Origin of the sequence: Amycolatopsis sp. lyj-84 (assembly GCF_046549075.1) — a bacterium.
Taxonomy (GTDB): Bacteria; Actinomycetota; Actinomycetes; order Mycobacteriales; family Pseudonocardiaceae; genus Amycolatopsis.
The window spans coordinates 64,275-85,350 of record NZ_JAJPWO010000020.1; the positions used below are offsets into that span (position 1 = coordinate 64,275).

The 21,076-nt window shown below is 69.0% G+C and carries 21 protein-coding genes; 14 read left to right on the top strand and 7 right to left on the bottom strand.

The genetic code is table 11. The features are described 5' to 3' along the window. Positions 1 to 165: 165 nt before the first annotated feature. On the bottom strand, positions 166 to 2,553 hold the full coding sequence (locus tag ACLJRM_RS40020; RefSeq protein WP_410666022.1) for a GH92 family glycosyl hydrolase: 2,388 nt from the start codon (positions 2,551 to 2,553) through the stop codon (positions 166 to 168). A 285-nt stretch (positions 2,554 to 2,838) separates the two neighbouring features. On the opposite strand from ACLJRM_RS40020, the gene ACLJRM_RS40025 reads away from it, so the two are divergent. Genes ACLJRM_RS40025 through ACLJRM_RS40045 form a run of 5 tightly spaced genes read left to right on the top strand, consistent with a single transcriptional unit; the run spans position 2,839 to position 7,732 of the window. Continuing rightward, entirely contained in the window at positions 2,839 to 3,825 is a 987-nt protein-coding gene (locus tag ACLJRM_RS40025) for a LacI family DNA-binding transcriptional regulator (RefSeq protein ID WP_101610054.1), read from the top strand. Then, positions 3,822 to 4,892, top strand: coding sequence for a class I mannose-6-phosphate isomerase (locus ACLJRM_RS40030; RefSeq protein ID WP_410666023.1), 1,071 nt, complete (start codon positions 3,822 to 3,824; stop codon positions 4,890 to 4,892). The genes ACLJRM_RS40025 and ACLJRM_RS40030 overlap by 4 nt, the downstream gene beginning before the upstream one ends. Beyond that, positions 4,889 to 5,653, top strand: a complete 765-nt coding sequence (locus ACLJRM_RS40035; RefSeq protein WP_101610056.1) for an ATP-binding cassette domain-containing protein — start codon at positions 4,889 to 4,891, stop codon at positions 5,651 to 5,653. The genes ACLJRM_RS40030 and ACLJRM_RS40035 overlap by 4 nt, the downstream gene beginning before the upstream one ends. Then, entirely contained in the window at positions 5,650 to 6,711 is a 1,062-nt protein-coding gene (locus ACLJRM_RS40040) for an ABC transporter permease (protein ID WP_410666024.1), read from the top strand. Before ACLJRM_RS40035 ends, ACLJRM_RS40040 begins: the two co-directional genes overlap by 4 nt. A gap of 31 nt (positions 6,712 to 6,742) precedes the next feature. After that, positions 6,743 to 7,732 (top strand): ABC transporter substrate-binding protein, encoded by a 990-nt coding sequence (locus tag ACLJRM_RS40045; RefSeq protein ID WP_168214386.1) that lies wholly within the window; start codon positions 6,743 to 6,745, stop codon positions 7,730 to 7,732. A 106-nt stretch (positions 7,733 to 7,838) separates the two neighbouring features. On the opposite strand, the gene ACLJRM_RS40050 is transcribed toward ACLJRM_RS40045, so the two are convergent. Next, positions 7,839 to 8,294, bottom strand: coding sequence for a hypothetical protein (locus ACLJRM_RS40050; RefSeq protein ID WP_410666025.1), 456 nt, complete (start codon positions 8,292 to 8,294; stop codon positions 7,839 to 7,841). Positions 8,295 to 8,365: 71 nt separating this feature from the next. On the opposite strand from ACLJRM_RS40050, the gene ACLJRM_RS40055 reads away from it, so the two are divergent. The 6 genes from ACLJRM_RS40055 (at position 8,366) to ACLJRM_RS40080 (ending at position 14,284) form a co-directional block, all read left to right on the top strand. Beyond that, a complete protein-coding gene (locus tag ACLJRM_RS40055; protein ID WP_168214387.1) occupies positions 8,366 to 9,406 on the top strand; it encodes a sensor histidine kinase in 1,041 nt (346 codons plus the stop codon). Beyond that, positions 9,403 to 10,173: a LytR/AlgR family response regulator transcription factor gene (locus ACLJRM_RS40060; protein ID WP_410666026.1), complete on the top strand. Its 771-nt coding sequence runs from the start codon at positions 9,403 to 9,405 to the stop codon at positions 10,171 to 10,173. The genes ACLJRM_RS40055 and ACLJRM_RS40060 overlap by 4 nt, the downstream gene beginning before the upstream one ends. Further along, on the top strand, positions 10,170 to 10,517 hold the full coding sequence (locus tag ACLJRM_RS40065) for a hypothetical protein (RefSeq protein WP_101610061.1): 348 nt from the start codon (positions 10,170 to 10,172) through the stop codon (positions 10,515 to 10,517). Before ACLJRM_RS40060 ends, ACLJRM_RS40065 begins: the two co-directional genes overlap by 4 nt. Then, positions 10,517 to 12,250, top strand: a complete 1,734-nt coding sequence (locus ACLJRM_RS40070) for a cation acetate symporter (protein ID WP_410666027.1) — start codon at positions 10,517 to 10,519, stop codon at positions 12,248 to 12,250. The genes ACLJRM_RS40065 and ACLJRM_RS40070 overlap by 1 nt, the downstream gene beginning before the upstream one ends. Before the next feature lie 67 nt (positions 12,251 to 12,317). Continuing rightward, positions 12,318 to 12,659 (top strand): DUF485 domain-containing protein, encoded by a 342-nt coding sequence (locus ACLJRM_RS40075; protein WP_410603152.1) that lies wholly within the window; start codon positions 12,318 to 12,320, stop codon positions 12,657 to 12,659. Beyond that, entirely contained in the window at positions 12,656 to 14,284 is a 1,629-nt protein-coding gene (locus ACLJRM_RS40080; RefSeq protein WP_101610064.1) for a cation acetate symporter, read from the top strand. The genes ACLJRM_RS40075 and ACLJRM_RS40080 overlap by 4 nt, the downstream gene beginning before the upstream one ends. Positions 14,285 to 14,344: 60 nt before the next feature. Here the strand turns inward: ACLJRM_RS40080 and ACLJRM_RS40085 are convergent, their stop codons facing one another. After that, positions 14,345 to 15,088, bottom strand: a complete 744-nt coding sequence (locus ACLJRM_RS40085) for an isocitrate lyase/phosphoenolpyruvate mutase family protein (RefSeq protein WP_101610065.1) — start codon at positions 15,086 to 15,088, stop codon at positions 14,345 to 14,347. Further along, positions 15,085 to 15,549: a carboxymuconolactone decarboxylase family protein gene (locus ACLJRM_RS40090; RefSeq protein WP_101610066.1), complete on the bottom strand. Its 465-nt coding sequence runs from the start codon at positions 15,547 to 15,549 to the stop codon at positions 15,085 to 15,087. Before ACLJRM_RS40090 ends, ACLJRM_RS40085 begins: the two co-directional genes overlap by 4 nt. Positions 15,550 to 15,595: 46 nt before the next feature. Between ACLJRM_RS40090 and ACLJRM_RS40095 the strand changes: the two genes are divergently transcribed. Next, the gene (locus tag ACLJRM_RS40095; protein ID WP_410666028.1) at positions 15,596 to 16,975 is read left to right on the top strand and encodes a PLP-dependent aminotransferase family protein; all 1,380 of its coding nucleotides are present in this window, start codon (positions 15,596 to 15,598) and stop codon (positions 16,973 to 16,975) included. Here ACLJRM_RS40095 and ACLJRM_RS40100 read toward each other — a convergent pair. Then, the gene (locus ACLJRM_RS40100; protein WP_101613454.1) at positions 16,972 to 17,652 is read right to left on the bottom strand and encodes a peptidylprolyl isomerase; all 681 of its coding nucleotides are present in this window, start codon (positions 17,650 to 17,652) and stop codon (positions 16,972 to 16,974) included. The genes ACLJRM_RS40095 and ACLJRM_RS40100 overlap by 4 nt on opposite strands. A gap of 145 nt (positions 17,653 to 17,797) precedes the next feature. Between ACLJRM_RS40100 and ACLJRM_RS40105 the strand changes: the two genes are divergently transcribed. Continuing rightward, the gene (locus ACLJRM_RS40105) at positions 17,798 to 18,385 is read left to right on the top strand and encodes a hypothetical protein (RefSeq protein WP_101610069.1); all 588 of its coding nucleotides are present in this window, start codon (positions 17,798 to 17,800) and stop codon (positions 18,383 to 18,385) included. 127 nt (positions 18,386 to 18,512) lie between these two features. After that, positions 18,513 to 18,866 carry a beta/gamma crystallin domain-containing protein gene (locus ACLJRM_RS40110; RefSeq protein ID WP_101610070.1) on the top strand — a complete coding sequence of 118 codons (354 nt, stop codon included), beginning with the start codon at positions 18,513 to 18,515 and terminating at the stop codon, positions 18,864 to 18,866. Positions 18,867 to 18,912: 46 nt separating this feature from the next. On the opposite strand, the gene meaB is transcribed toward ACLJRM_RS40110, so the two are convergent. Both meaB and ACLJRM_RS40120 read right to left on the bottom strand, forming a co-directional pair. Beyond that, positions 18,913 to 19,881, bottom strand: coding sequence for a methylmalonyl Co-A mutase-associated GTPase MeaB (gene meaB, locus ACLJRM_RS40115; RefSeq protein ID WP_101610071.1), 969 nt, complete (start codon positions 19,879 to 19,881; stop codon positions 18,913 to 18,915). Between the two features lie 5 nt (positions 19,882 to 19,886). Further along, positions 19,887 to 21,068, bottom strand: coding sequence for an acetyl-CoA C-acetyltransferase (locus tag ACLJRM_RS40120; RefSeq protein ID WP_410666029.1), 1,182 nt, complete (start codon positions 21,066 to 21,068; stop codon positions 19,887 to 19,889). Positions 21,069 to 21,076 lie beyond the last annotated feature (8 nt).

A 21,076-nucleotide genomic window follows, 5' to 3' on the forward strand; every position in this document is an offset into this window, starting at 1 on the left:
CATGACTACGTCCGACGAGCACTGTCCAAGGCGGACTCGCCAGGGACGTCAACAGCGCTGTCGGACGTGGTAATACCAGTGTGAGGCGTGACGGCCCTCACCGGAACACCGGGGGCCGTGATGCTCCTCACGACCCCCGGCACGAACCGGTCTAAACCACTCGGATCACCCGGCGCAGGGCGACTTCGGCGCCCCTTCGGGACCGGTCGCCCACGTCGCCTTCGCAGCGTCTTCGGTGAGCTTGAAGTCCAAAGTGGTCCCTCGCGTCAGCTGTTCCAGCCCGACATAAGCCCGCTGCGAACCGGATCCCAGTCCTTGGACGTACTGGAGCTTCGACGGATCCGCGCCCGCGGCCTTGATCGTGATGTCGCGGCCGTTCTCCAGCCGCACCACGGACTTCTCGAACCGCGGCGCGTTGAGCACGAACTGCCCGGTGCCCGGCACCGCCGGGTACAGGCCGAGCGCGCTGAAGACGTACCACGCGGACATGGTCCCGAGGTCGTCGTTGCCGGTGACACCGTTGGGCGCGTTGGTGAACAACGTGTGCGCCGCGCGGACTACGGCCGAGGTCTTCCACGGCTGCCCGGTCAGCGTGTACATCCAGGGTGAATGCAGATCCGGCTCGTTGTTCGGGTTGTAGCGGAACTGGTTGTAGTAGTTGTACGGGCCGACGACCCATTCCTCGCGCACGGTCTTCGCCGGATCCTTGACCAGATCCCCATATGCGAAGAAGTCGTCGAGCCGCTTGCCGACGTTCTCCTTGCCGCCCATGCGGTCGACGAGACCGGGGACGTCCTGCTGGGTCAGCCATTGGTACTGCCACGACGTGCCCTCGTGGAACCCGTCCTGGCTCTGCGGGTTGAACGGCTTGCCCACCGGGCTGAACCACTCGCCGCCTTCGAGCTTGGGCCGGTAGAAACCGGTGAAGCCGCGGTCGGTCACCGACGAGTCCCACAGCGTGCGATAGCTGCGTCCCTTCTCCGCCAAGGCCTTCGCGTCGTCCTTCTTGCCGAGACCGGCGGCCATGATCGACAGCGAGCAATCAGCGAGCGCGTATTCCAAGGTCGCCGAAGCGCCGTGATCCGGATCGGTGTCCTGCCCCTTCTTCGGGAAGTCCTTGTCGTACTGGACGAACCCGTCCTTCTGATAGCTGGCGTTCCCCGCACGGCCCTGGAACGGCGAAGACGCGGGCGGGATCTCCCGCGAGTTCTGCAGAAGTGCCTGGTACGCCTTGAGCTCCTGCCCGGACAGCGCGCCGAAGCGCCACAGGTCGACCAGGAACGGGGTGACCGGATCGCCGGTCATCGTGTTCGTTTCCTGGTTGGCGTAGGCCCAGCGCGGCAGCCAGCCGCCCTGATCGTGAATGGCGAGCACGGACTTCGCGACGTCCTTCGCCCGCGACGGCCGCAAGAGCGCGAGTAACTGGTTCTGCGTGCGATAGGTGTCCCACAACGAGAAGAACTCGTAGTACGTCCAGCCCAGCGCGCGATGGATCTTGTCGTCGAACCCCCGATACCGGCCGTCGGCGTCGTTGCCGGTCAGCGGCTGCAGCAGCGCGTGGTAGAGCGAGGTGTAGAACACCGTGCGGTCGTCCTTCGCCCCGCCCTTGATGTCCACTGAGGACAGTTCCTTGCGCCAGGCCCGCTGGGCGCCGTCGCGGACCGCGTCGAACGAACGGCCCTTCTCCGAGGCCAGGTTGAGCTTGGCGCCGAAAGCGTCCACATGGGAGATCGCCGTCGTCGCGGTGACCTGTCCGCCGCCGAAGGTCAGCCAAGCACCGCGCAGGCCCTCGCCGCCGGCGGACTCCTTCGAGCCGGGAGTGCCGCCGGCGGGCGACCACGTGCCGAAGGATTTGAACGGCTTGTCGAACGTCGTGGTGAACCAGGTCTTGTACGGTTTCCCGCCACAGAACGCCTGCGACTCCACCATGCCTTCGACCGTCCGGTCCCCGACGACGCGGATCTGGCTCGCCGTCACGGGTTCCTTGTCGTTGGCCTGTCCGACGTTGACGAAAACGTTCGCGTCGCCCGATTTCGCGAAGGTGTACCGCTCGACCCCGGTCCGCGTGGTCGCGGTGGTCTCCGCGTCGACGCCGCCGTAGCCGGTGAGCCGCACCTTGTAGTAGCCGGGCTTACCGACCTCGCCCTCGTGTGTGTACGGCGAGGCGTACTTCTTGTGGTCGAAGGTGTCGGCCTTGGTCGTGTCGAACGCCGCGCCGGGCCCGACCGGACCGGTCGTGGGCAGGGACGACACGAGACCGCCCTGCTCCCAGCAGCCCGCGCCGGACAGGAAGAAATGCCCGAAGCCGCGGATCGCGGTGTCGTCGTAGCGGTAGCCGGCGTAATGCGACGAGATCGGGCTGACCTGCGTCATCCCGAACGGGGCCGAGGCACCGGGGAAGGTGTTGCCGTCGTCCTTGGTGCCGATGAAGGTGTTGACCGCGTCCACGGGGTCGCCACCGGGCGCCGCCGCCGCGACGGGCGCGAGCAGCCCGGCGGGGACGGTGAGCGCGATGAGCAACCCGGCGACGCGGGTCGAAGTGCTTGCGGGCATGGGAAAGGCCGCCTCCTGACAACGTTGTCGCTGCTTGTTCACCTTCGGCAAGAACAGACCACTTGGTCAAGAGGTCCGCCAAACCCTGTCCGATTCAGGACAAGGACCACGCGAACGGCCGCATCGGATACACCCGGCAGTAACGGTTCGAACTCGGAAAGCGTCTCCAGGACGAACCGGGCATTGACATCATCGCGTCGCTCGCGTTCAATTCCCGCCACTATGACAACGTTGTCTTCCAGCGGACCGGACAACGGCCACCGCACCACCAGCCGACGGGCCACGATGAGTGACGTGGCCCGCCTCGCGGGCGTGAGCATCAAGACCGTCTCGCGGGTAGTGAACGACGAGCCCGCCGTCCATCCGGACACCGCGGAGCGCGTCATGGCGGCGATCGAGCAGCTCGGGTTCCGGCGGAACCTCGGCGCGCGCAACCTGCGGCGCGGCTCGACGACCGGGACGATCGGCCTGATCGTCGAAGATGTCGGGAACCCCTTCTATTCGGAACTCAACCGCGCCGTCGAACGCATCGCGACCTCGTTCGGCCGCCAGGTGCTGACCGGTTCGTCCGAGGAGAACTCCGACCGCGAACGCGAACTGGTCCTCGAGTTCTGTTCCCGCCGCGTCGACGGCATCCTCGTCGTCCCCGCCGGGATGCAGCACGGCTACCTGGTCCCCGAGATGCGCGCGGGCACGCCCGTGGTGTTCCTCGACCGGCCCGCCGGCGACATCGTGGCCGACACGGTGCTGGTCGACAACATCGGCGGCACCGTCGAAGCGGTCGCCCACCTGGCGAAGCACGGTCACCGCCGGATCGCGTTCCTCGCCGACAGCCCGGACATCTTCACCGCGGGCGAGCGCCTGCGCGGGTTCCGGGAAGGCTGCGTCCGCAACGGGATCCCCTACGACGAGAGCCTCGTCGTGATGCGGACGCCGACGGCCGAAGGAGTCGGTGACGCCGTGCGGCGGCTGCTCACCGGGCCGAACCCCGCCACCGCCGTGATCGCGGGCAACAACCGTGTCGCCGTCCATCTGCTGCGCGCGCTGGCGCACGCGGAACGGCGTCCCGCGATGATCAGCTTCGACGACTTCGAACTGGCGGATCTGCTGGATCCGCCGGTCTCCGTGATCGCGCACGACGTGAGCGCGCTGGGCCGGGCGGCCGCGGAACTGCTGTTCGCCCGGGTCCAGGGAGATCAATCCGCACCGAGAAAGGTAGTTCTGCCCGTGCATCTCGTAGCCCGCGGTTCCGGGGAGGTCGCGCCCTCATGAGTGGTCACCTCGAACCGATCCGCCTGCCGGCGAACCAGCCGCCGCAGTTCTACCGCGGCGGCGACGCCATCGCCGCGTTGCGGGGCGCCACTTCCGAGTCCAAGTTCGGGCCCGAAGACTGGGTCGGCTCGGCCACCACGATGTTCGGCCAGGAGACCAACGGCCTGACCAAGCTCCCCGACGGAGCCTGGCTGCGCGACGCCGTCCGCGAGAACCCTTCCGCCTGGCTGGGCGCCAAGCACGTCGAGGCACTCGGCGACTCGACCGGCCTGCTGGTGAAGCTGCTCGACGCGGGCCAGCGCCTGCCGGTGCACTTCCACCCGTCGGATTCGTTCGCCCGGCGGCACTTCGACTCGCATTTCGGCAAGACCGAGGCGTGGATCGTGGTCGGCACCTACGGCGACGACCCGCGCGTCTACCCCGGTTTCAAGGAGACCGTCGACAAAGCGACGGTCAACGAATGGGCCCGGTCCCAGGACGCGCCCGCCATGCTCGAGGCGCTGAACAGCGTCGCGGTCACCCCCGGCGACACGGTCTACATCCCGGCCGGGCTGCCGCACGCGATCGGCGAGGGCGTGTTCGTCGTCGAACTCCAGCAGCCGACCGACTTCTCGCTGACCCTGGAATGGCGCGACTTCCTGGCGGACCCGGAGAAGGCACACCTCGGGATCGGCTTCGAGACGGCCATCGAAACCCTCGACACCTCGGGCTGGGACGAAGAACGGCTCGGCTCGATCGTCAAGCGCACCGCGGGCGACGAAGCGTCCACTGTGGATCTTCTCGCCGACGGCAGTGACGCGTTCTTCCGTGCCGACCAGCTCCGTCCCGCTGTTTCCGGCTCTGTTGTTTCAAGTGCTGCGACAACGTTGTCACTCGACCCGTCCTTCGCGGTGCTGGTCGTCATGGACGGTTCGGGAACGCTCCGCACCGAACACGGCGGCGAGTACGCCTTGCGCAAGGGCGAGACCTACGTGATCCCGCACGACGCCGGTCAATCCACTGTGGAGGGTGACGTCACGGTCATCCGCTGCCGTCCGCCGGCCCCCGAGAAGAGGGAGCGGTCGTGAGCGAACTCCTGCTCGACGCACAGGACCTGGTCAAACGCTACGGTTCGGTGGAAGCGCTGCGCGGCGCGTCGTTCCAGGCGCGCGCGGGCGAGGTCACCGCGCTGATCGGCGACAACGGCGCCGGGAAGTCCACTTTGGTCAAATGCCTGTCCGGCGCGGAGCAGCCGACGTCGGGCAAGATCCTGCTCGACGGTGAGGAAACGCACCTGGACTCCCCCACCACCGCCCGGCGGATGGGGATCGAGACGGTGTACCAGGACCTCGCGGTCGCACCGGAGCTCGACCCGGCCGCGAACCTGTTCCTCGGCCGGGAGATCCACCGCAAGGGGATCCTCGGCAAGCTCGGGATGCTCGACAAGGCCGAGATGCGCCGCCAGGCCGTGGAGGAGTTCCAGCGGCTCGGCGTGACCCTGCAGAGCACCGACGTCCCGATCGGCTCGCTTTCGGGCGGGCAGCGGCAGAGCGTCGCGGTCGCGCGGTCGGTCGTCTGGGCGTCGAAGGTCGTGTTCATGGACGAACCGACGGCCGCGCTCGGTGTCGTGCAGCGCGAACGCGTGCTCGACGTGATCAAGAAGGTGCGGGACAAGGGCATCGCCGTCGTGCTGATCAGCCACAACATGCCCGAGGTGCTGTCGGTGTCCGACCGCATCGAGGTGCTGCGGCTCGGCAAGCGCGTCGCCCGATTCACCGGCGCCGACACGAAATTGGAAGACCTGGTCGCCGCGATGACGGGCGCCCTCGTACAAGAGGAGGCGGCGTGACCGTGTCCACTCCGGCGAAGAAGGACCCCGGGATCCAGTCCTCCGTGGACGGTGGTTTCGGCAAGCGGTCGATCGGCCAGCGGCTGATCGGGGCCAACACGTTCTGGATCGCGCTGGTGCTGCTGGCGCTCATCATCGTGTTCACCGCGATCGCGCCCGCCGAATTCGCGACGCTGTTCACCTTCCAGACGCTGCTCATCGAGACCTCGGTGCTGCTGGTGCTCTCGGTCGGCATGACGTTCGTGATCATCACCTCGGGCATCGACCTGTCGGTCGGTTCCGTGCTGATCTTCGCGGGCATGGTGGCGGGCAAGACGATGGAGGCGATGAGCCCCGGCGGTGACGCGACGAAGGCGGGCTGGGACGTCATCCTCGTCGGCCTCCTGGCCGCTGTGGTCGCGGGCACGATCTGGGGGCTCGTCAACGGTTTCCTGATCGCGGTGGCCAACATCCCGCCGCTGATCGTCACGCTCGGCACGATGGGTGCCGCGCTCGGCGCCGCGTACCTGCTGAACAACGGGTCCGACGTGCGCAGCGTGCCGACCGAGCTCAACAAGACGCTCGGCTACGGGACGTCGTTCGGCGGCGTGCCGAACCTGGTGCTGGTGGCCGTGGTGATCACGCTGATCGGCGCCTGGTTGTTGCACACCACCAAATTCGGCCGCTACACCTTCGCCGTCGGTTCCAACGCCGAGGGCGCGCGGCGGGCGGGCATCGGGGTGACCGCGCATCTGCTGAAGGTGTACACGCTCACCGGTTTCCTCGCCGGTGTCGCCGGTTTCCTTTCGCTGGCGTACTACGCGTCGACGACGATTTCGGCGCACACCACGGACAACCTCAACGCCATCGCCGCCACGGTGATGGGCGGCACGAGCCTCTTCGGCGGCGTCGGTTCGGTGCTGGGCACGGTGATCGGCGTGTTCATCCCGGCCGTGCTGAAGAAGGGCTTCAACATCACGCAGGTCCAGGACTTCTGGCAGATGATCGCGGTCGGCGCGGTGCTGATCGCCGCGGTCTGGTTCGACCAGCGGCGCCGTCGTCGCCGCAACTCTCGCTGAATTTCCCTACGCACAAAGAGGTGCAATCCCCATGAAGAAGACCCTGCTCGTCACCGGTGCCGTCCTGTCCGCAGCTGCCTTGCTGACCGCCTGCGGTGGTGGCACAGTCGGCGGATCATCCTCCGGTGACTCCGCCGCGAAGACCAACAACAAGAAGCTGTCGCTGATCCCGGGCGTGCAGGCCGAGCCGTTCTACATCTCGATGCAGTGCGGTGCCGAGGCCGAGGCCAAGAAGGCAGGCTACGAGATCACCACGCAGGCGCCGCAGAAGTTCGACGCCGCCATGCAGACCCAGCTGGTCAACGCGCTGGGCTCCAACCCGCCCGCCGCGCTGCTCATCGCGCCGACCGACGCGCAGGCGATGCTCGCGCCGATCCAGCAGGTCAAGAGCCGCGGCGCGAAGGTCATCGAGGTCGACACCGCGCTGAAGGACACCAGCGTGGCGGAGTCGTCGATCTCCTCGGACAACGCCGAGGGCGGCAAGCTGGCCGCCAAGACGATGTCGGAACTGGCCGCGGGCAAGACCGGTTCGGTGCTGGTGCTCGACACCATCGCGGGCACCTCGACCACGAACACCCGCGCGAAGGGTTTCGAGGACGAGCTGAAGAACTACCCGAACCTGAAGTCGGCGGGCGTGCAGTTCACCCAGAACGAGCCGGACCAGGCCGCGTCCAAGGTGACCGCCGCGCTGGCGTCCACCCCGGACCTGATCGGCATCTTCGCGACGAACCTCAACACCGGTGAGGGCGCGGCGACCGGCCTGCGGAACGCGGGCAAGATCGGCGCGGTCAACCTGATCGGCTTCGACGCTTCGCCGTCGGAGATCGAGGGCCTGAAGAAGGGCGAGTACCAGGGCCTCATCGCGCAGGACCCGGCCGCCATCGGACAGCAGGGCGTGCAGCAGGCCATCGCGGCGCTGGAGGGGAAGCCGGTCACGCGCAACCTGACCGCTTCGCTGCACTCCATCACCAAGGCCAACATGGACGCCAACGCGCAGTACTTCTACAAGCAGAGCTGCTGACGCCGGGCTCGCAAGCCGCGGTCGGTGGGTCCCTCGCGTGACATGAAAGGCCCGTTACTTGCAAAATTTGCAAGTAACGGGCCTTTCATAGCGTCCCTGGACCCACTCACTCGCCCAGCTCGACCACCCCAGCGGGAGCGAAGCGGGCGAGAGCCGCGTAGAGCGCCGCGCCCCCACCCAGGTGCCCCAGCGCGTACGCGTACTCGCCGTCTTCAAGCAGCACCTCAGGCCCGGAACCGGTCCATTCGAGCCGGTAGTGCCACCAGTGCATCCATCGCCCCACCCGCCGCTTCTCCCGCCACACCCGCAGCCGCGTGACCTCGGTCCACCGGACCTCGAACACGCCCGGCACCGAGAACCCCGTCGCCGAAACCACCAGAGAAGCGGCCGAGCGCCGCAGCGCGAGCAGGATCACCCCCGCGAAAGCCACGCAGAAAAGCCCGAACACCACCTGCGAGAACAGCCACACGACACCGCCCGCGCCGAAGGCCACGAAGCCCGCCCAAGCGAGCCGTCGCATGACGACGTCCAACCGCAGCACCACGGCATCACCGGTGACCATGCCCGGAGCGTAACCGCCGAAACCACGCACCGACGTTAGGATCTAGCCCTCGACGTCGCGGAGGAGGCCGGATGACCACCCGTCTGCCCTGGCGTCCCGCCGCGAGCGTGGATCCGGTGCCGGTGCTCGCCGCCGCCCAGCGCGTCTCCGACGATCTGATGGACGGCCTCGCCGGGCCCCGCGCCCGCCACGCGACGCACGGCCTCCGGCGGCTGTTCGGGGTCCCCGGCCTCGGGCTCACCGATCTTTCCGGTTCGCTCATCTGGTCCGGCCGCCCGGCGGCCGACGACGTCGTGGTGTCGGCGCTCGACGAGGTCCTCCACTCCGAGACGCCGGTGTCCGAACCCGGGCTGCTGGCACTTCCGCTCCACGTCCACGAAGAACTGTCCGGCGTCCTCCTGATCGCGGGCGGGACGAACACCGTCGCCCGCCAGGCCGCCGAGCTCGTCGTCCACGCGCTCGAACGCGGGCGGCTGGAGGCGTCCGCCGAGCAGGCCGCGGAGGCGGAACTGCGCGCGCTGCGGGCCGAGATCTCCCCGCATTTCGTCTACAACGCGCTCACCGTGATCTCCTCGCTGGTCCGCTCCGATCCGGACCGCGCCCGCGACCTGATGCTCGACTTCGCCGAGTACACCCGCTACAGCCTCGCCCGGCACGGCGAGTACACGATGGTCGCCGAGGAGTTCCGCGCCATCGAGACCTACCTGGCGCTGCAGCGCGCGGTGCTCGGCGAACGGCTGCGGGTCCAGGTGCGCGTGGCGCCGGAGGTGCTGGCCGTCGCGGTGCCGTACCTCGTGCTGGAACCGTTGGTGGAGAACGCGATCCGGCACGGGATCGAACCCCGCTCCGAGGCGGGCTTCATCCAGGTGCAGGGAATGGCGGAAGGGAACGACTGCGTGATCAGCGTCGAGGACGACGGTCCCGGCATGGACCCCGCCCGCGCGGCGGCGATACTGGCCGGGCGCGGCGACGGCGTCGGACTGGCCAATGTGGACAGAAGACTGCGCAGCGTCTACGGGCCCTGGTACGGCCTGACGGTCGAGACCGAGTCCGGCGCGGGCACCAGGGTCGTGGTGCGCGTCCCCCGGTTCCAGCCGGGGGTGCTGCCGTGACGAACGGTCTCCGGGTGCTGGCCGTCGACGACGTCCCGCCCGCCCTCGACGAGTTGTGCAGCCTGCTGCGCGAGGCACCGGAAGTCGCCGAGGTGGTCGCGGCCGGTGACGCGCTCAACGCGCTCAAGATTTTGCAGGGCAGCCATTTCGACGCCGTCTTCCTCGACATCTCCATGCCCGGCCTCGACGGGCTCGAGCTCGCCTCGTTGCTGGCGCGGCTGAACGAACCGCCGGTGATCGTGTTCGTCACCGCGCACGACGGCCACGCCGTCGCCGCGTACGGCATCGGCGCTGTCGATTACCTGCTCAAACCGGTCCGTGCGGAACGGTTGTCCGCCGCACTGTCCAAAGTGGTCCGGATGGCGGGCAACCAGGGCGACGAGCCGCGGCCCGCGCCGGACGCGATGTCCGCGCTGCCGGTGGAATCCGGCGGGCGCACGCGGTACGTCCGGCGGGACGACGTCCAGTTCGTCGAGGCACACGGCGACTACGTCCGGCTGCACACGAAGTCCGGTGTCCATGTCACGCGGATGCCCATCTCCCGGCTCGAAGAGTATTGGGAGGGAACGGGATTCACCCGCGTGCACCGGGGGTTCCTGCTCGCCGTGGACGCGGTGCTCGAACTGCGCAGCGACACCACCGGAGGGCTGCTGGCGCATACCGAAGCGGGCGACGTCCCGGTGAGCCGCCGCCACGCGCGCGACCTGCGTGACCGGTTGCTCGCCGCCGCGCAACGCGGCGAACTCGGCCGAGGGGGCCGTCCGTGAGCCGCGTCAAACGGGTCGCCGTCACCAGCCCGCAGACCCGGCTCGCGCATTCGCGACGCCGGGCACGGGGACGCTGGCGTGTCCCCCGGCTGGCGGCGAGCGACGCCGAACGCGCGAACCTGCTCTACCGGGCCCAGCGCCGTCGCGGGCTCCCCGCGCTGGCCGGGATGTTCGGCCTGGTCTTCGGGCTCCCGCTGGTGTTCGGGCTGTTCCCCGGGCTGGATTCGGTGCGGCTGCTGGGTATCCCGCTGTCCTGGCTGATGATCGCGGTCCTCCCGTACCCGGCCATGGCGCTGCTGTCGTGGTGGCAGTTGCGCCGGGCGGAAAAGATCGAGGACGACTAGTGGTCGCGGCGCTCTCGGTGGCCCCCGTCGTGCTGATCACCCTGTTGATCGGGTTGCGCGGCGTCGCCGCCATGCGCACGACGTCGGACTTCCTCGTCGCGTCGCGCCGGATCTCGCCGCTGGTCAACTCGGCCGCCGTCTCCGGCGAGTACCTGTCCGCGGCGTCGTTCCTCGGTGTCGCCGGGCTGGTGGTGAAGGACGGCATCGGCGCGCTCTGGTACCCGGTCGGGTTCACCGCCGGGTACATCGCGATGCTGGTGCTGGTCGCGGCGCCGATGCGGCGCTCCGGCGCGCTCACCGTCCCGGACTTCGCCGAAGCCCGGCTGGCCTCCCCCGCGCTGCGCCGTATCGCCGCGTTCGTCGTCCTCGTGATCGGAACCCTTTACCTGGTACCGCAGTTCCGCACCGCCGGGCTCGTGCTGACCGCCGTCGGCGGGACGCCGTACTGGGTGGGCGTCGTCATCGCGGGCACCGCCGTCAGCGCGACACTGGCGCTCGGCGGGATGCGCGCGGCGACCTACGTCCAGGCGTTCCAGTTCGTGCTGAAACTGCTGCTGTTCATCGTCCCCGCGATCTGGCTGGTCTCCCAGGTCTCCCCGGAGGAACGGGTGGCTTCGGTGCACCCGGTGGAATTCACCCACTTCGCCCGTGACACCCAGCTGTCCTTCGAGATCGACGTGACGCTGACCCTGCGCGAACCGACCACCCTGCTCGGCCCGGAAAGGCACGTCGTGCCGCCGGGAGAACTGATCGCCAGGAGTGGCGAAACGCTGGAATTCGCGGCGGGCGCACCGGTTCCCGCCGTCCGGGGCGGCGCCCCGCTGGGCGGGCCGGACTGGCAGCGGCCGTTGCTCGACCTCGGCGATCACGGTTATCCGCTGCTCGGCACGTGGGCGATCCTGATCGCGACCATGCTCGGCACGATGGGCCTCCCGCACGTCCTGATGCGCTTCCACACCAGCCCGGACGGCCGCGCCGCCCGCCGGACCGCGGCGATCACCGTCGCCCTGCTCGGCGTTTTCTACCTGTTCCCAGGGGTTTACGGCGTCCTCGGCCGGGTGCTGGTGCCCGAGCTGTACGTCTCCGGCGCGACGGACACCGTCGTCGTCGCGCTGCCGGCGCAGGTCGACGACGGCTGGGCGGGGTCGCTGTTCACCGGGCTGCTGACGGCGGGCGCCTTCGCCGCGTTCCTGGCGACGTCACTCGGCCTGCTGCTGGTGATTTCCGGCGCGATCGCGCACGACCTGGCGCCCGGTGGCCTGCGGAGACTGCGGTGGTCGGTGCTCGGCGCCGCGGCGGTGATGGTGCTGCTCGCGCTGCCGTCGGCCAGATTGGACGCGGGCGTCCTCGTCACCTGGGGTTTCACCGTGGCCGCGTCGACCTTCTGTCCCTTGCTGGTCCTCGGCATCTGGTGGAACCGGCTCACCGCGGCGGGCGCGATCAGCGGCGTCCTCACCGGACTCGTCGCTTCTTCGGGCTCGATCCTCGTGGCCCTGTTCGCCCCGACGCTGAGCGGTCTGCCCGCCATCCTCGTGTCCCAGCCCGCGCCGTGGTCGGTTCCGCTGGCATTCGGCGTAATGATCGTGGTTTCCTTGCGGGGCAGGCCTCCCGCCTGGTCGACGGCCGCCATGTTGCGGCTGCATCTGGACGATCGCACAGCCGAGACCCCTTCGTCGTGGTCCGAGTACCGTTCGTCGACCGTTCGTCGTCTCGGCAGGCGTTTGAACCGCTGAAGGTTCCGGTCCCCATGCCCCCTCCCTAACGTGTCGCGGAACACATTCGCGGCGCAAGGAGAGCACGATGAGCACCGAAACGGACGCTCCCAGTCCGCCTGAAACGGACTGGGACAAAGCCCACGACAGCCCCGAGTTCCAAGAGCTGCGTTCGCGGCTGCGCCGGTTCGTGTTCCCCGTTTCGGCGCTGTTCCTCGTCTGGTACCTGCTTTACGTGCTGCTCGCCGACTACGCGCACGGCTTCATGAGCACGAAGCTGTTCGGCAACATCACCGTCGGGCTCGTCTTCGGCCTGCTGCAGTTCGTTTCGACCTTCGTGATCACCGGGCTCTACGTCCGCTACGCGAACAAGAAACTCGACCCCCTCGCGGAGAAGATCCGCACGGACATCGAGAGTGAGACCAAATGACCCTCGCCGCCGGAGTCGAGGGCAGCAGCCCCACACTCAACATCACCATCTTCGGTCTCTTCGTGCTGGTCACGCTGTTCGTCGTGTTCCGGGCCAGCCGCAACACGAAGACGGCTTCCGACTACTACGCCGCGGGCCGCGCGTTCACCGGTCCGCAGAACGGCGTCGCCATCGCGGGCGACTACCTCTCCGCCGCGTCGTTCCTCGGGATCGCGGGCGCGATCGCCGTCTACGGCTATGACGGGTTCCTTTACTCCATCGGCTTCCTGGTGGCGTGGCTGATCGCGCTCCTGCTGGTCGCGGAACTGCTGCGCAACACCGGCAAGTTCACCATGGGCGACGTGCTGGCCTTCCGGATGAAGCAGCGTCCGGTGCGGGCCGCGGCGGCGACGTCCACCCTGGCCGTGTCGTTCTTCTACCTGCTGGCGCAGATGGCGGGTGCCGGTGGCCTCGTGGCGCTGCTGCTCGGGATCGAGAGCAAGGCCGGGCAGGCCGCGATCATCGTGATCGTCGGCATCATCATGATCGCCTACGTGCTCATCGGCGGGATGAAGGGCACCACCTGGGTCCAGATCATCAAGGCGGCACTGCTGATCGCCGGCGCGCTCGCGATGACGCTGTGGGTGCTCGGCATGTACGGCTTCAACCTCTCCGCGCTGCTGCAGGGCGCCGTGGACAAGGCGGGCAAAGCCGGTGAAGCGCTGCTCGGGCCGGGCAACCAGTACGGCAAGACCGGTACCACCAAGCTGGACTTCCTGTCGCTCGGCATCGCGCTGGTCCTCGGTACCGCGGGCCTGCCGCACGTCCTGATGCGCTTCTACACCGTGCCGACAGCCAAGGAAGCACGCCGTTCGGTGGTCTGGGCGATCGCGCTGATCGGCATCTTCTACCTGTTCACCCTGGTGCTCGGCTACGGCGCGGGCGCGCTCGTCGGCCCCGACGCGATCAAGGCCGCGCCGGGTGGCGTGAACTCGGCCGCGCCGCTGCTGGCGCTCGAACTCGGCGGGCCGGTCCTGCTGGGCCTGATCGCGGCGATCGCCTTCGCGACGATCCTGGCGGTGGTCGCGGGCCTGACGATCACGGCGTCGGCGTCGTTCGCGCACGACGTCTACGCCAACGTGATCAAGAAGGGCAAGGCGTCACCGGCTTCCGAGGTGAAGGTCGCCCGGATCACCGCGCTGGTGATCGGCGCGGTCGCGATCCTCGGCGGCATCCTCGCCAACGGCCAGAACATCGCTTTCCTGGTGGCACTGGCGTTCGCGGTGGCGGCGTCGGCGAACCTGCCGACCATCCTGTACTCGCTGTTCTGGAAGCGGTTCAACACCCAGGGCGCGCTGTGGAGCATCTACGGCGGTCTCGCGGTCTGTGTACTGCTGATCGTGTTCTCGCCGGCGGTCTCGGGTAAGCCCGTCGACGCGAAGACCGGGAAGAGCGCCTCGATGATCCAAGGCGTCGACTTCCACTGGTTCCCGCTCGACAACCCCGGCATCGTCTCGATCCCCGTGGCGTTCTTCCTCGGCTGGCTCGGCACGGTGCTGTCCAAGGAACACAACCAGAAGAAGTACGCCGAGATGGAGGTCCGCTCCCTCACCGGCGCGGGCGCCGAAAAGGCGGTTTCCCACTAGTCGCCGGGACGGTGCGGCCGGGCATCCAACGCCCCCCGGCCGCACCGTCCCGGTTCCACTTCAGTACGGCAGCTTCCCCGCCGCCACCCCGGCCAGTTTCGCCTCGATGTCCGCGCGAACGGACTTCCACAGGCCGGTACCCAGCGAGATCCGCGCCACCCCCAGTTCGGCGAGCGCGGAGAGATCGGGGCCTCCCGGCAACGGGGCGGCGTTGACCGCACCCGGCGCGACGGCCTTCACGAACTCGCCGAGCACCTCCGGCGACTTCACCAGGATCGGGTAGACGCAGTCCGCCCCGGCCTCGAGATAGGCCTTGGCCCGCGCGACAGCGTCGTCGAGAACCGCCCGCTCGTCGGACGCGCCCAGGAAGACGTCGACGCGGGCGTTGATCACCAGCGCGTCCCCGGCGGCCTTGTGCAGCCGGGCGATCCGTTCCGCCTGCTCGTCCAGCGGCCGGATCCCTCCGTTCGCGTGGTCGGTGTCCTCGTAGTTGCAGCCGACAGCGCCCGTCTCGGCCAGCCTCTCGGCGAGCACTCCCGCTTCGAGGCCATAGCCGGATTCCGCGTCGACGGTCACCGGCACCGAGACCGCCCGCGCGATCCTCGCGGCCGCCTCGAACATCTCGGCGGCGGGCGCGTCCTCCCCGTCGTCGTACCCGAGAACCTTGGCGATGGCGAAGGAACTCGTCGCCACGACGGGGAACCCGGCGGCCTCCACGAGGCGGGCACTGTCCGCGTCCCACGCGTTCGGCAGGAGCAGCGGCGTCCCCGCGACGTGGAGTTCCCGCAGCCGGGCCGCGGTCATTCGGCGCGCTCGGGCAGCGGCGCGTGGCTGGTCACGCACATCCGGTTCCAGCTGTTGATCGCGATGATCTCCCACGCGACCGCGCGGTACTGCGCCTCGTCGAAGACCCTGGTCGCCTCTTCGTAGACGTCGTCCGGGACTTCGTGGAGGGTGGCGACGTTGGTCATCGCCTCGGTGAGCGCCAGCGCGGCACGCTCCTGCTCGGTGAAGAGCTCGGTCTCGCGCCAGCCCTGGAGCACGTACAGCCGCCTCGGCGACTCGCCCTGCTGCACCGCGTCGTGGGAGTGCATGTCGAGGCAGAAGGCGCAGTGGTTGATCTGCGACGCGCGCATCTTCACCAGTTCGAGGAGCTTCTGGTCGACGCCGGCGTTGGCGGCGGCCTTCTCGACTTCGGCCTGCAGCTTCGCCATGGCCTGGTAGATCTCCGGGACTCGTTTGCCCAGGTGGATTCGCTCTGTCATGACTACGAATCTAGCGGCAACTGGCCCACGAGTATGGTCCAGTCACATGGCAGAATCATGGTCCAGTTCGGGAATGGACGTCCACCTGGACTGGCGCCCCGAAAGCGGCCGGACCGGGCTCGCCGCCGCGATCCGCGCGGCCATCCGGGAAGGACGCTGGCAGGCGGGCGCAGCGGTGCCCTCGACCAGGGCTTTGGCGCAGGACCTCGGGGTGGCCAGGGGAACGGTCACCCGCGTGTACGCCGATCTCGCCGCCGAGGGGTACCTGCGGACCGCGCAGGGCGCCCCGACCCGCGTCGCAACGGCGGGCGCGCTGCCCGCGTCGCCGCCGAGGCCCGTCCCCCGTGACCCGGCGCCGCGCTGGGACCTGCGTCCCGGCAGGCCGAACCTGTCCGCGTTCCCCCGGTCGGCCTGGCTCGCGGCGACCCGGCGGGCCCTGCAGCAGGCTCCGGCGTCGGCGTTCGACTACCCGGGCGAGTCCGGCGCGGCGGAACTGCGGGAGACGCTCGCCGCGTATCTGGCCAGGAGCCGCGGCGTGGTCGCCGACCCCGAACGCATCCTGGTGTGTTCCGGGTTCTCGCACGCGATGGCGATCCTGGCCAGGGTGCTGCACGCGCGCGGCGCGGACGAGATCGCGTTCGAGAACCCGTCGCTGAACCTCTACCGGGACATCGCCGCGGCCAACGGCCCGCGGGTGGTCGGCGTCCCCGTCGACGACCACGGGATCGCAGTGTCCGCTTTGGACAGTCCGGCGGTGGTGGTCACCCCGGCGCACCAATATCCGCTCGGGGTCACGCTCGCCCCTCGGCGGCGGGCGGAACTCACCCGATGGGCGGAGGAGACCGGCGCCGTCGTCATCGAGGACGACTACGACGGCGAGTTCCGGTTCGACCATCAGCAGGTCGGCGCGCTGCAGGCGCTGGCACCCGAACGGGTCGTGTACGTGGGGACGACGAGCAAGACGCTCGCGCCGGCCCTGCGCCTGGGCTGGATGGTGCTGCCGCGGTTCCTGGTCGAACCGGTGCGCGCGGAGCTGGTGGCGAGCGGGGCCCGGCCCGCGCTGCTGGACCAGCTGGCGATGGCCGAACTGATCGAGTCGGGCGCCTACGACCAGCACATCCGCCGTTGTCGCGCCGAGTACCGCTCGCGGCGGGACCGGCTGCTCGCGGCCCTGCCGGATTCCGTGCTGCCGCAGGGCATCTCGGCGGGGCTGCACCTGGTGCTCCAGTTCCCCGGCGAGCTCCCCCGGGAGATGGAGGTGATGGCCGCCTGCCGCCGCCGGGCGATCGGGCTCGAAGGGCTCAGCGGCTACTGGATCGGCGAGCCGCGGCGCGAAGGGCTCATCATCGGGTACGGCGCCGCCGCGAAGCACGCTTTCGGCGGCGCCACCCAGGCCCTGTGCGAGGCCATCTTCGAAGTCACCTAGCAGAACCAGGGGCGAGCCCGCAGGATGTCGGTCTTCAGGACGGGGGCGCCGTCGACCGGGGCGGGGTCCTCCGGGGTCGGCTTGATGCCACCGGCGGCGACGTCGTCGAGGGTTTCCAGGCCTTCGTGGCCGACGGTGCCGAAGATCGTGTAGTTCGGGCGCAGCGCGGAGTCGCCGTACACGACGAAGAACTGGCTTCCGTTCGTCGCCGGGCCCGCGTTGGCCATCGCGAGGACACCGCGCGAGTACACCTTGCGCTCGCCGGTCGGGTCGGTCGGCGCGGGCGGCAGGCCGACGGGCAGTTCGTCCTTGTACTTGTAGCCGGGGCCCTTCTCGCCGGTACCGCTCGGGTCACCGCACTGCAGCACCTTCAACGTCGGGTACGCGGTCAGCCGGTGGCAGGTCGTGCGGTCGTAGAACCGGTGCGTCGCCAGATGCAGGAAGCTCTGCACCGTGCACGGCGCCTTCGCCCGATCGAGGGTCAGATCGATCTTGCCCTGGTTGGTCTTCAGCTGCACCGGCACCTTGCCCCGGTTCGGCGTGTGACGGGGGTCCGGCGGCAGCGGGACCGGCCGCGCGGCCGGGTCCTCCGGCGTCTGCGTGTACTGGCAAGGCCCCTTCGTGACCTTTGGGGGAACGGCCTCGGCGGACGCCGTTCCGGTACCGGCCGCGAGCATCAGCCCGGCGCCCAGCACAGCCACAAAGACTTTCGCGATCCTCTGCACGGTTCCTGCCTCCCAGCCGTGGACGAAGAAGAGAGCATAGGGTGAATCCCCGCCGCTTACACAGGTCCGGAAGTAGGTCCGCGGTTAGGGTCGAGCCGTGGAGATCGCCGAACGACACCAGTGGCAGCTGAACGCGCTGACCTTCCTCTACGCGTACACGCAGTACGTCCTGGTGCACGAGAGGGTCATGGCCGGGCAGCCGCCGGACAAGCCCGCCGAACTCGACAAACCGCGCGTCCTCAGGCTCGCCAAGATCGTCGACGACATGATCCTCGACTTCCGCAAGGAGGACGGGCTGACCGACCTCGAACGGCGCCGGGTCATCCGCCTCGCCAGGGAGATCAAGTCGCACGTCCGCGAGAAGTGGCCGCCCGGCGAACCGTCGCTGACCGAGTGGATCGCCTCCGCCGCGGCGCACTTCTACTGCGAGGAGCACGTCAACAACGGCTACGTCCGGATGGGCCGCGTCTTCGATCCGGACATGGCGGACAGGTTCCTGGAACGCGTCGAGTTCTGCCGGGGGCAGACGGTCACCATCACGAACTACGCCAACAAGGTCGCCGACGGCGAACAGCTCACGTACGGCGAGACGAACCAGCTCGAAGTCTGGAAAGAGGACGCGATCGCCCATTTGGACAATCTCGACAGCGACTTCGGCGACATCAAAATGTACGTGGAATTCTGACCCGCTGCACGGACGGCCAGACTTGGTTGCCTCAACGCACCCGGGAAATTGACACCGGCCCCCGTTGATCGAGATGCTCGATCTCGCACGAAGCACACTCCTTTTCCCTTAACTAAAGGAGAATTCTGTGATCTCGAGCAGGAAGAAGGCCCGGCGCATCCTGGCCGTGGCGGCCGCCGCTGCCGCCACGTTCAGCATGCTCGTGCCGACCGGGACCTCGTTCGCCATCGACCACATCCCCTGCAAGGACGGGGAGAACTTCCTGAAGATCTGGTCGCACCTCGGCGGGAGCAGCAGTGTCGACTGCTACGCCAACCGAGGGAGGATCAGTTTCGGGGGTTGGTGGATCGACCGGGTCTACACCGGGAACAACGACCTGATCTATTACGACAGCAATGGCGCTGACGTGAGAATCAACCGGTGGACCGATATCAGTTTCCCGAATCGTCCGCCGAAGGTCCGCGTCATCGAAATCCTCTGAACAAGGCCTCGTGAGTGGTAAAGACGGTTAGAACCGTCCTTACCACTCACGAGTCCCGAAGGTCCGCGATCAGTTCCGCGGCCGCCGCGAACGGGTCGAGCTTCCGCGCGACCACGCGTTCGGCCAGTTCGGCGAGCCGGTCGCCGGAGCGCAGGTCGACGATCTCCGCGCGCAGCCGCTGGACGGCGATCGCCTCGACCTCGTCCCGCGCCCGCGCCGCGCGGCGCCGGGGCAGTTCGTCCCGCTGGACCAGCCAGTCGTGGTGCTCGCCCAGCGCGCGGACGACGTCGTCGACACCCTCGCCACGCGAGGCCACCGTTCGCACGATCGGCTGACGCCAACTCGGTCCGCGGATCTCCCGGCGCACCAAGGAGATCATCTGCTTGAGGTCGTGGACGGTCGCGTCGGCGCCCTCGCGGTCGGCCTTGTTGACCACGAACACGTCCGCGATCTCCAGCACCCCCGCCTTGGCCGCCTGGATCCCGTCGCCCATCCCGGGCGCGAGCAGGACCACCGTGGTGTCGGCCAGTTTCACGACGTCCACTTCGGACTGCCCGACCCCGACGGTCTCGATCAGCACGACGTCGAACCCGGCCGCGTCGAGCACGCGGACCGCCTGCGGAGTCGCCCACGACAGGCCGCCGAGATGTCCGCGCGTGGCCATCGAACGGATGAAGACGCCGGGATCGGTGGCGTGCTCGGTCATCCGGATCCGGTCACCGAGCAGGGCACCGCCGGAAAACGGCGACGACGGGTCGATCGCCAGCACCCCGACCCGCAGACCTTGCGCCCGCAGAGCCGTGAGCAGCGCGGACGTCGATGTCGACTTGCCGACACCGGGTGGGCCGGTCAACCCGACGACACGCGCGTTGCCGGTGTGCGGCGTCAGCTTCGCCGCGACCTCGGGCAACTGCGGATGCGCGTCCTCGACCAGCGACAGCAACCGGGCGATCGCGCGGGGGACGCCGTCCCGCGCGCGACCGACCAGTTCGTCGATGTCCAGCTGTACCGGCAAGGGCTTTACGGAACGCGGAGGAGCAGCGCGTCGCCCTGGCCGCCACCACCGCAGAGGGCGGCCGCGCCGAGGCCGCCACCGCGACGACGGAGTTCGTGGATCAGGTGCACGGCGAGGCGCGCGCCCGAAGCGCCGATCGGGTGGCCGAGCGCGATGGCGCCGCCGTCGACGTTCACCTTGTCGGCGTCGACACCGAGCTTCTCGGCCGAGACCAGGCCGACGGCCGCGAAGGCCTCGTTGATCTCGATCAGGTCGAGCGCGTCCGCGGTCAGCTTCTCCTTGGCCAGCGCGGCCAGGATCGCGTTCGACGGCTGCTCGTGCAGGCTGGCGTCCGGACCGGAGACCACGCCGTGCGCGCCGATCTCGGCGAGCGGCGTGAGGCCCAGTTCCTCGGCCTTGGCCCGGCTGGCCACGATGACCGCGGCCGCGCCGTCGGAGATCTGCGAGGCCGAACCGGCGGTGATCGTGCCGTCGGAGGCGAACGCCGGGCGCAGCTTCGCGAGGCTTTCCGCGGTGGTGTCGGCGCGGACGCCCTCGTCCTTCGAGAAGACGACCGGATCGCCCTTGCGCTGCGGGATCGACACCGGCGCGATCTCGGCGTCGAAGCGGCCCTCCGCGATGGCGGCGGCGGCACGCTGGTGCGAGCGCGCGGAGAACTCGTCCTGCTGCTCGCGGGTGAGGCCGTAGCGGGTGTTGTACTTCTCCGTCGACGCGCCCATCGCGACCTGGTCGAAGGCGCAGAACAGGCCGTCGTAAGCCATGTGGTCGACGAGCGTCGTGTCGCCGTACTTGAAGCCGGCACGGGATTTCGGCAGCAGATGCGGCGCCTGGGTCATCGACTCCTGGCCGCCCGCCACGATCAGGTCGAACTCGCCGGCGCGGATGAGCTGGTCGGCGAGCGCGATGGCGTCGAGACCGGAAAGGCAGACCTTGTTGATGGTCAGCGCCGGGACGGTCATCGGGATGCCACCGGCGACCGCGGCCTGGCGTGCCGGGATCTGACCGGCGCCGGCGGTGAGGACCTGGCCCATGATCGTGTACTGGACGGCGTCCGGGGAGACCCCGGCCTGCTCCAGCGCCGCCTTGATCGCGAATCCGCCCAGTTGCGCACCCGAGAAGTCCTTCAGGGAACCGAGCAATCGCCCGATCGGTGTACGGGCGGCACCCAGGATCACGGAACCGGACACGGCGTCCT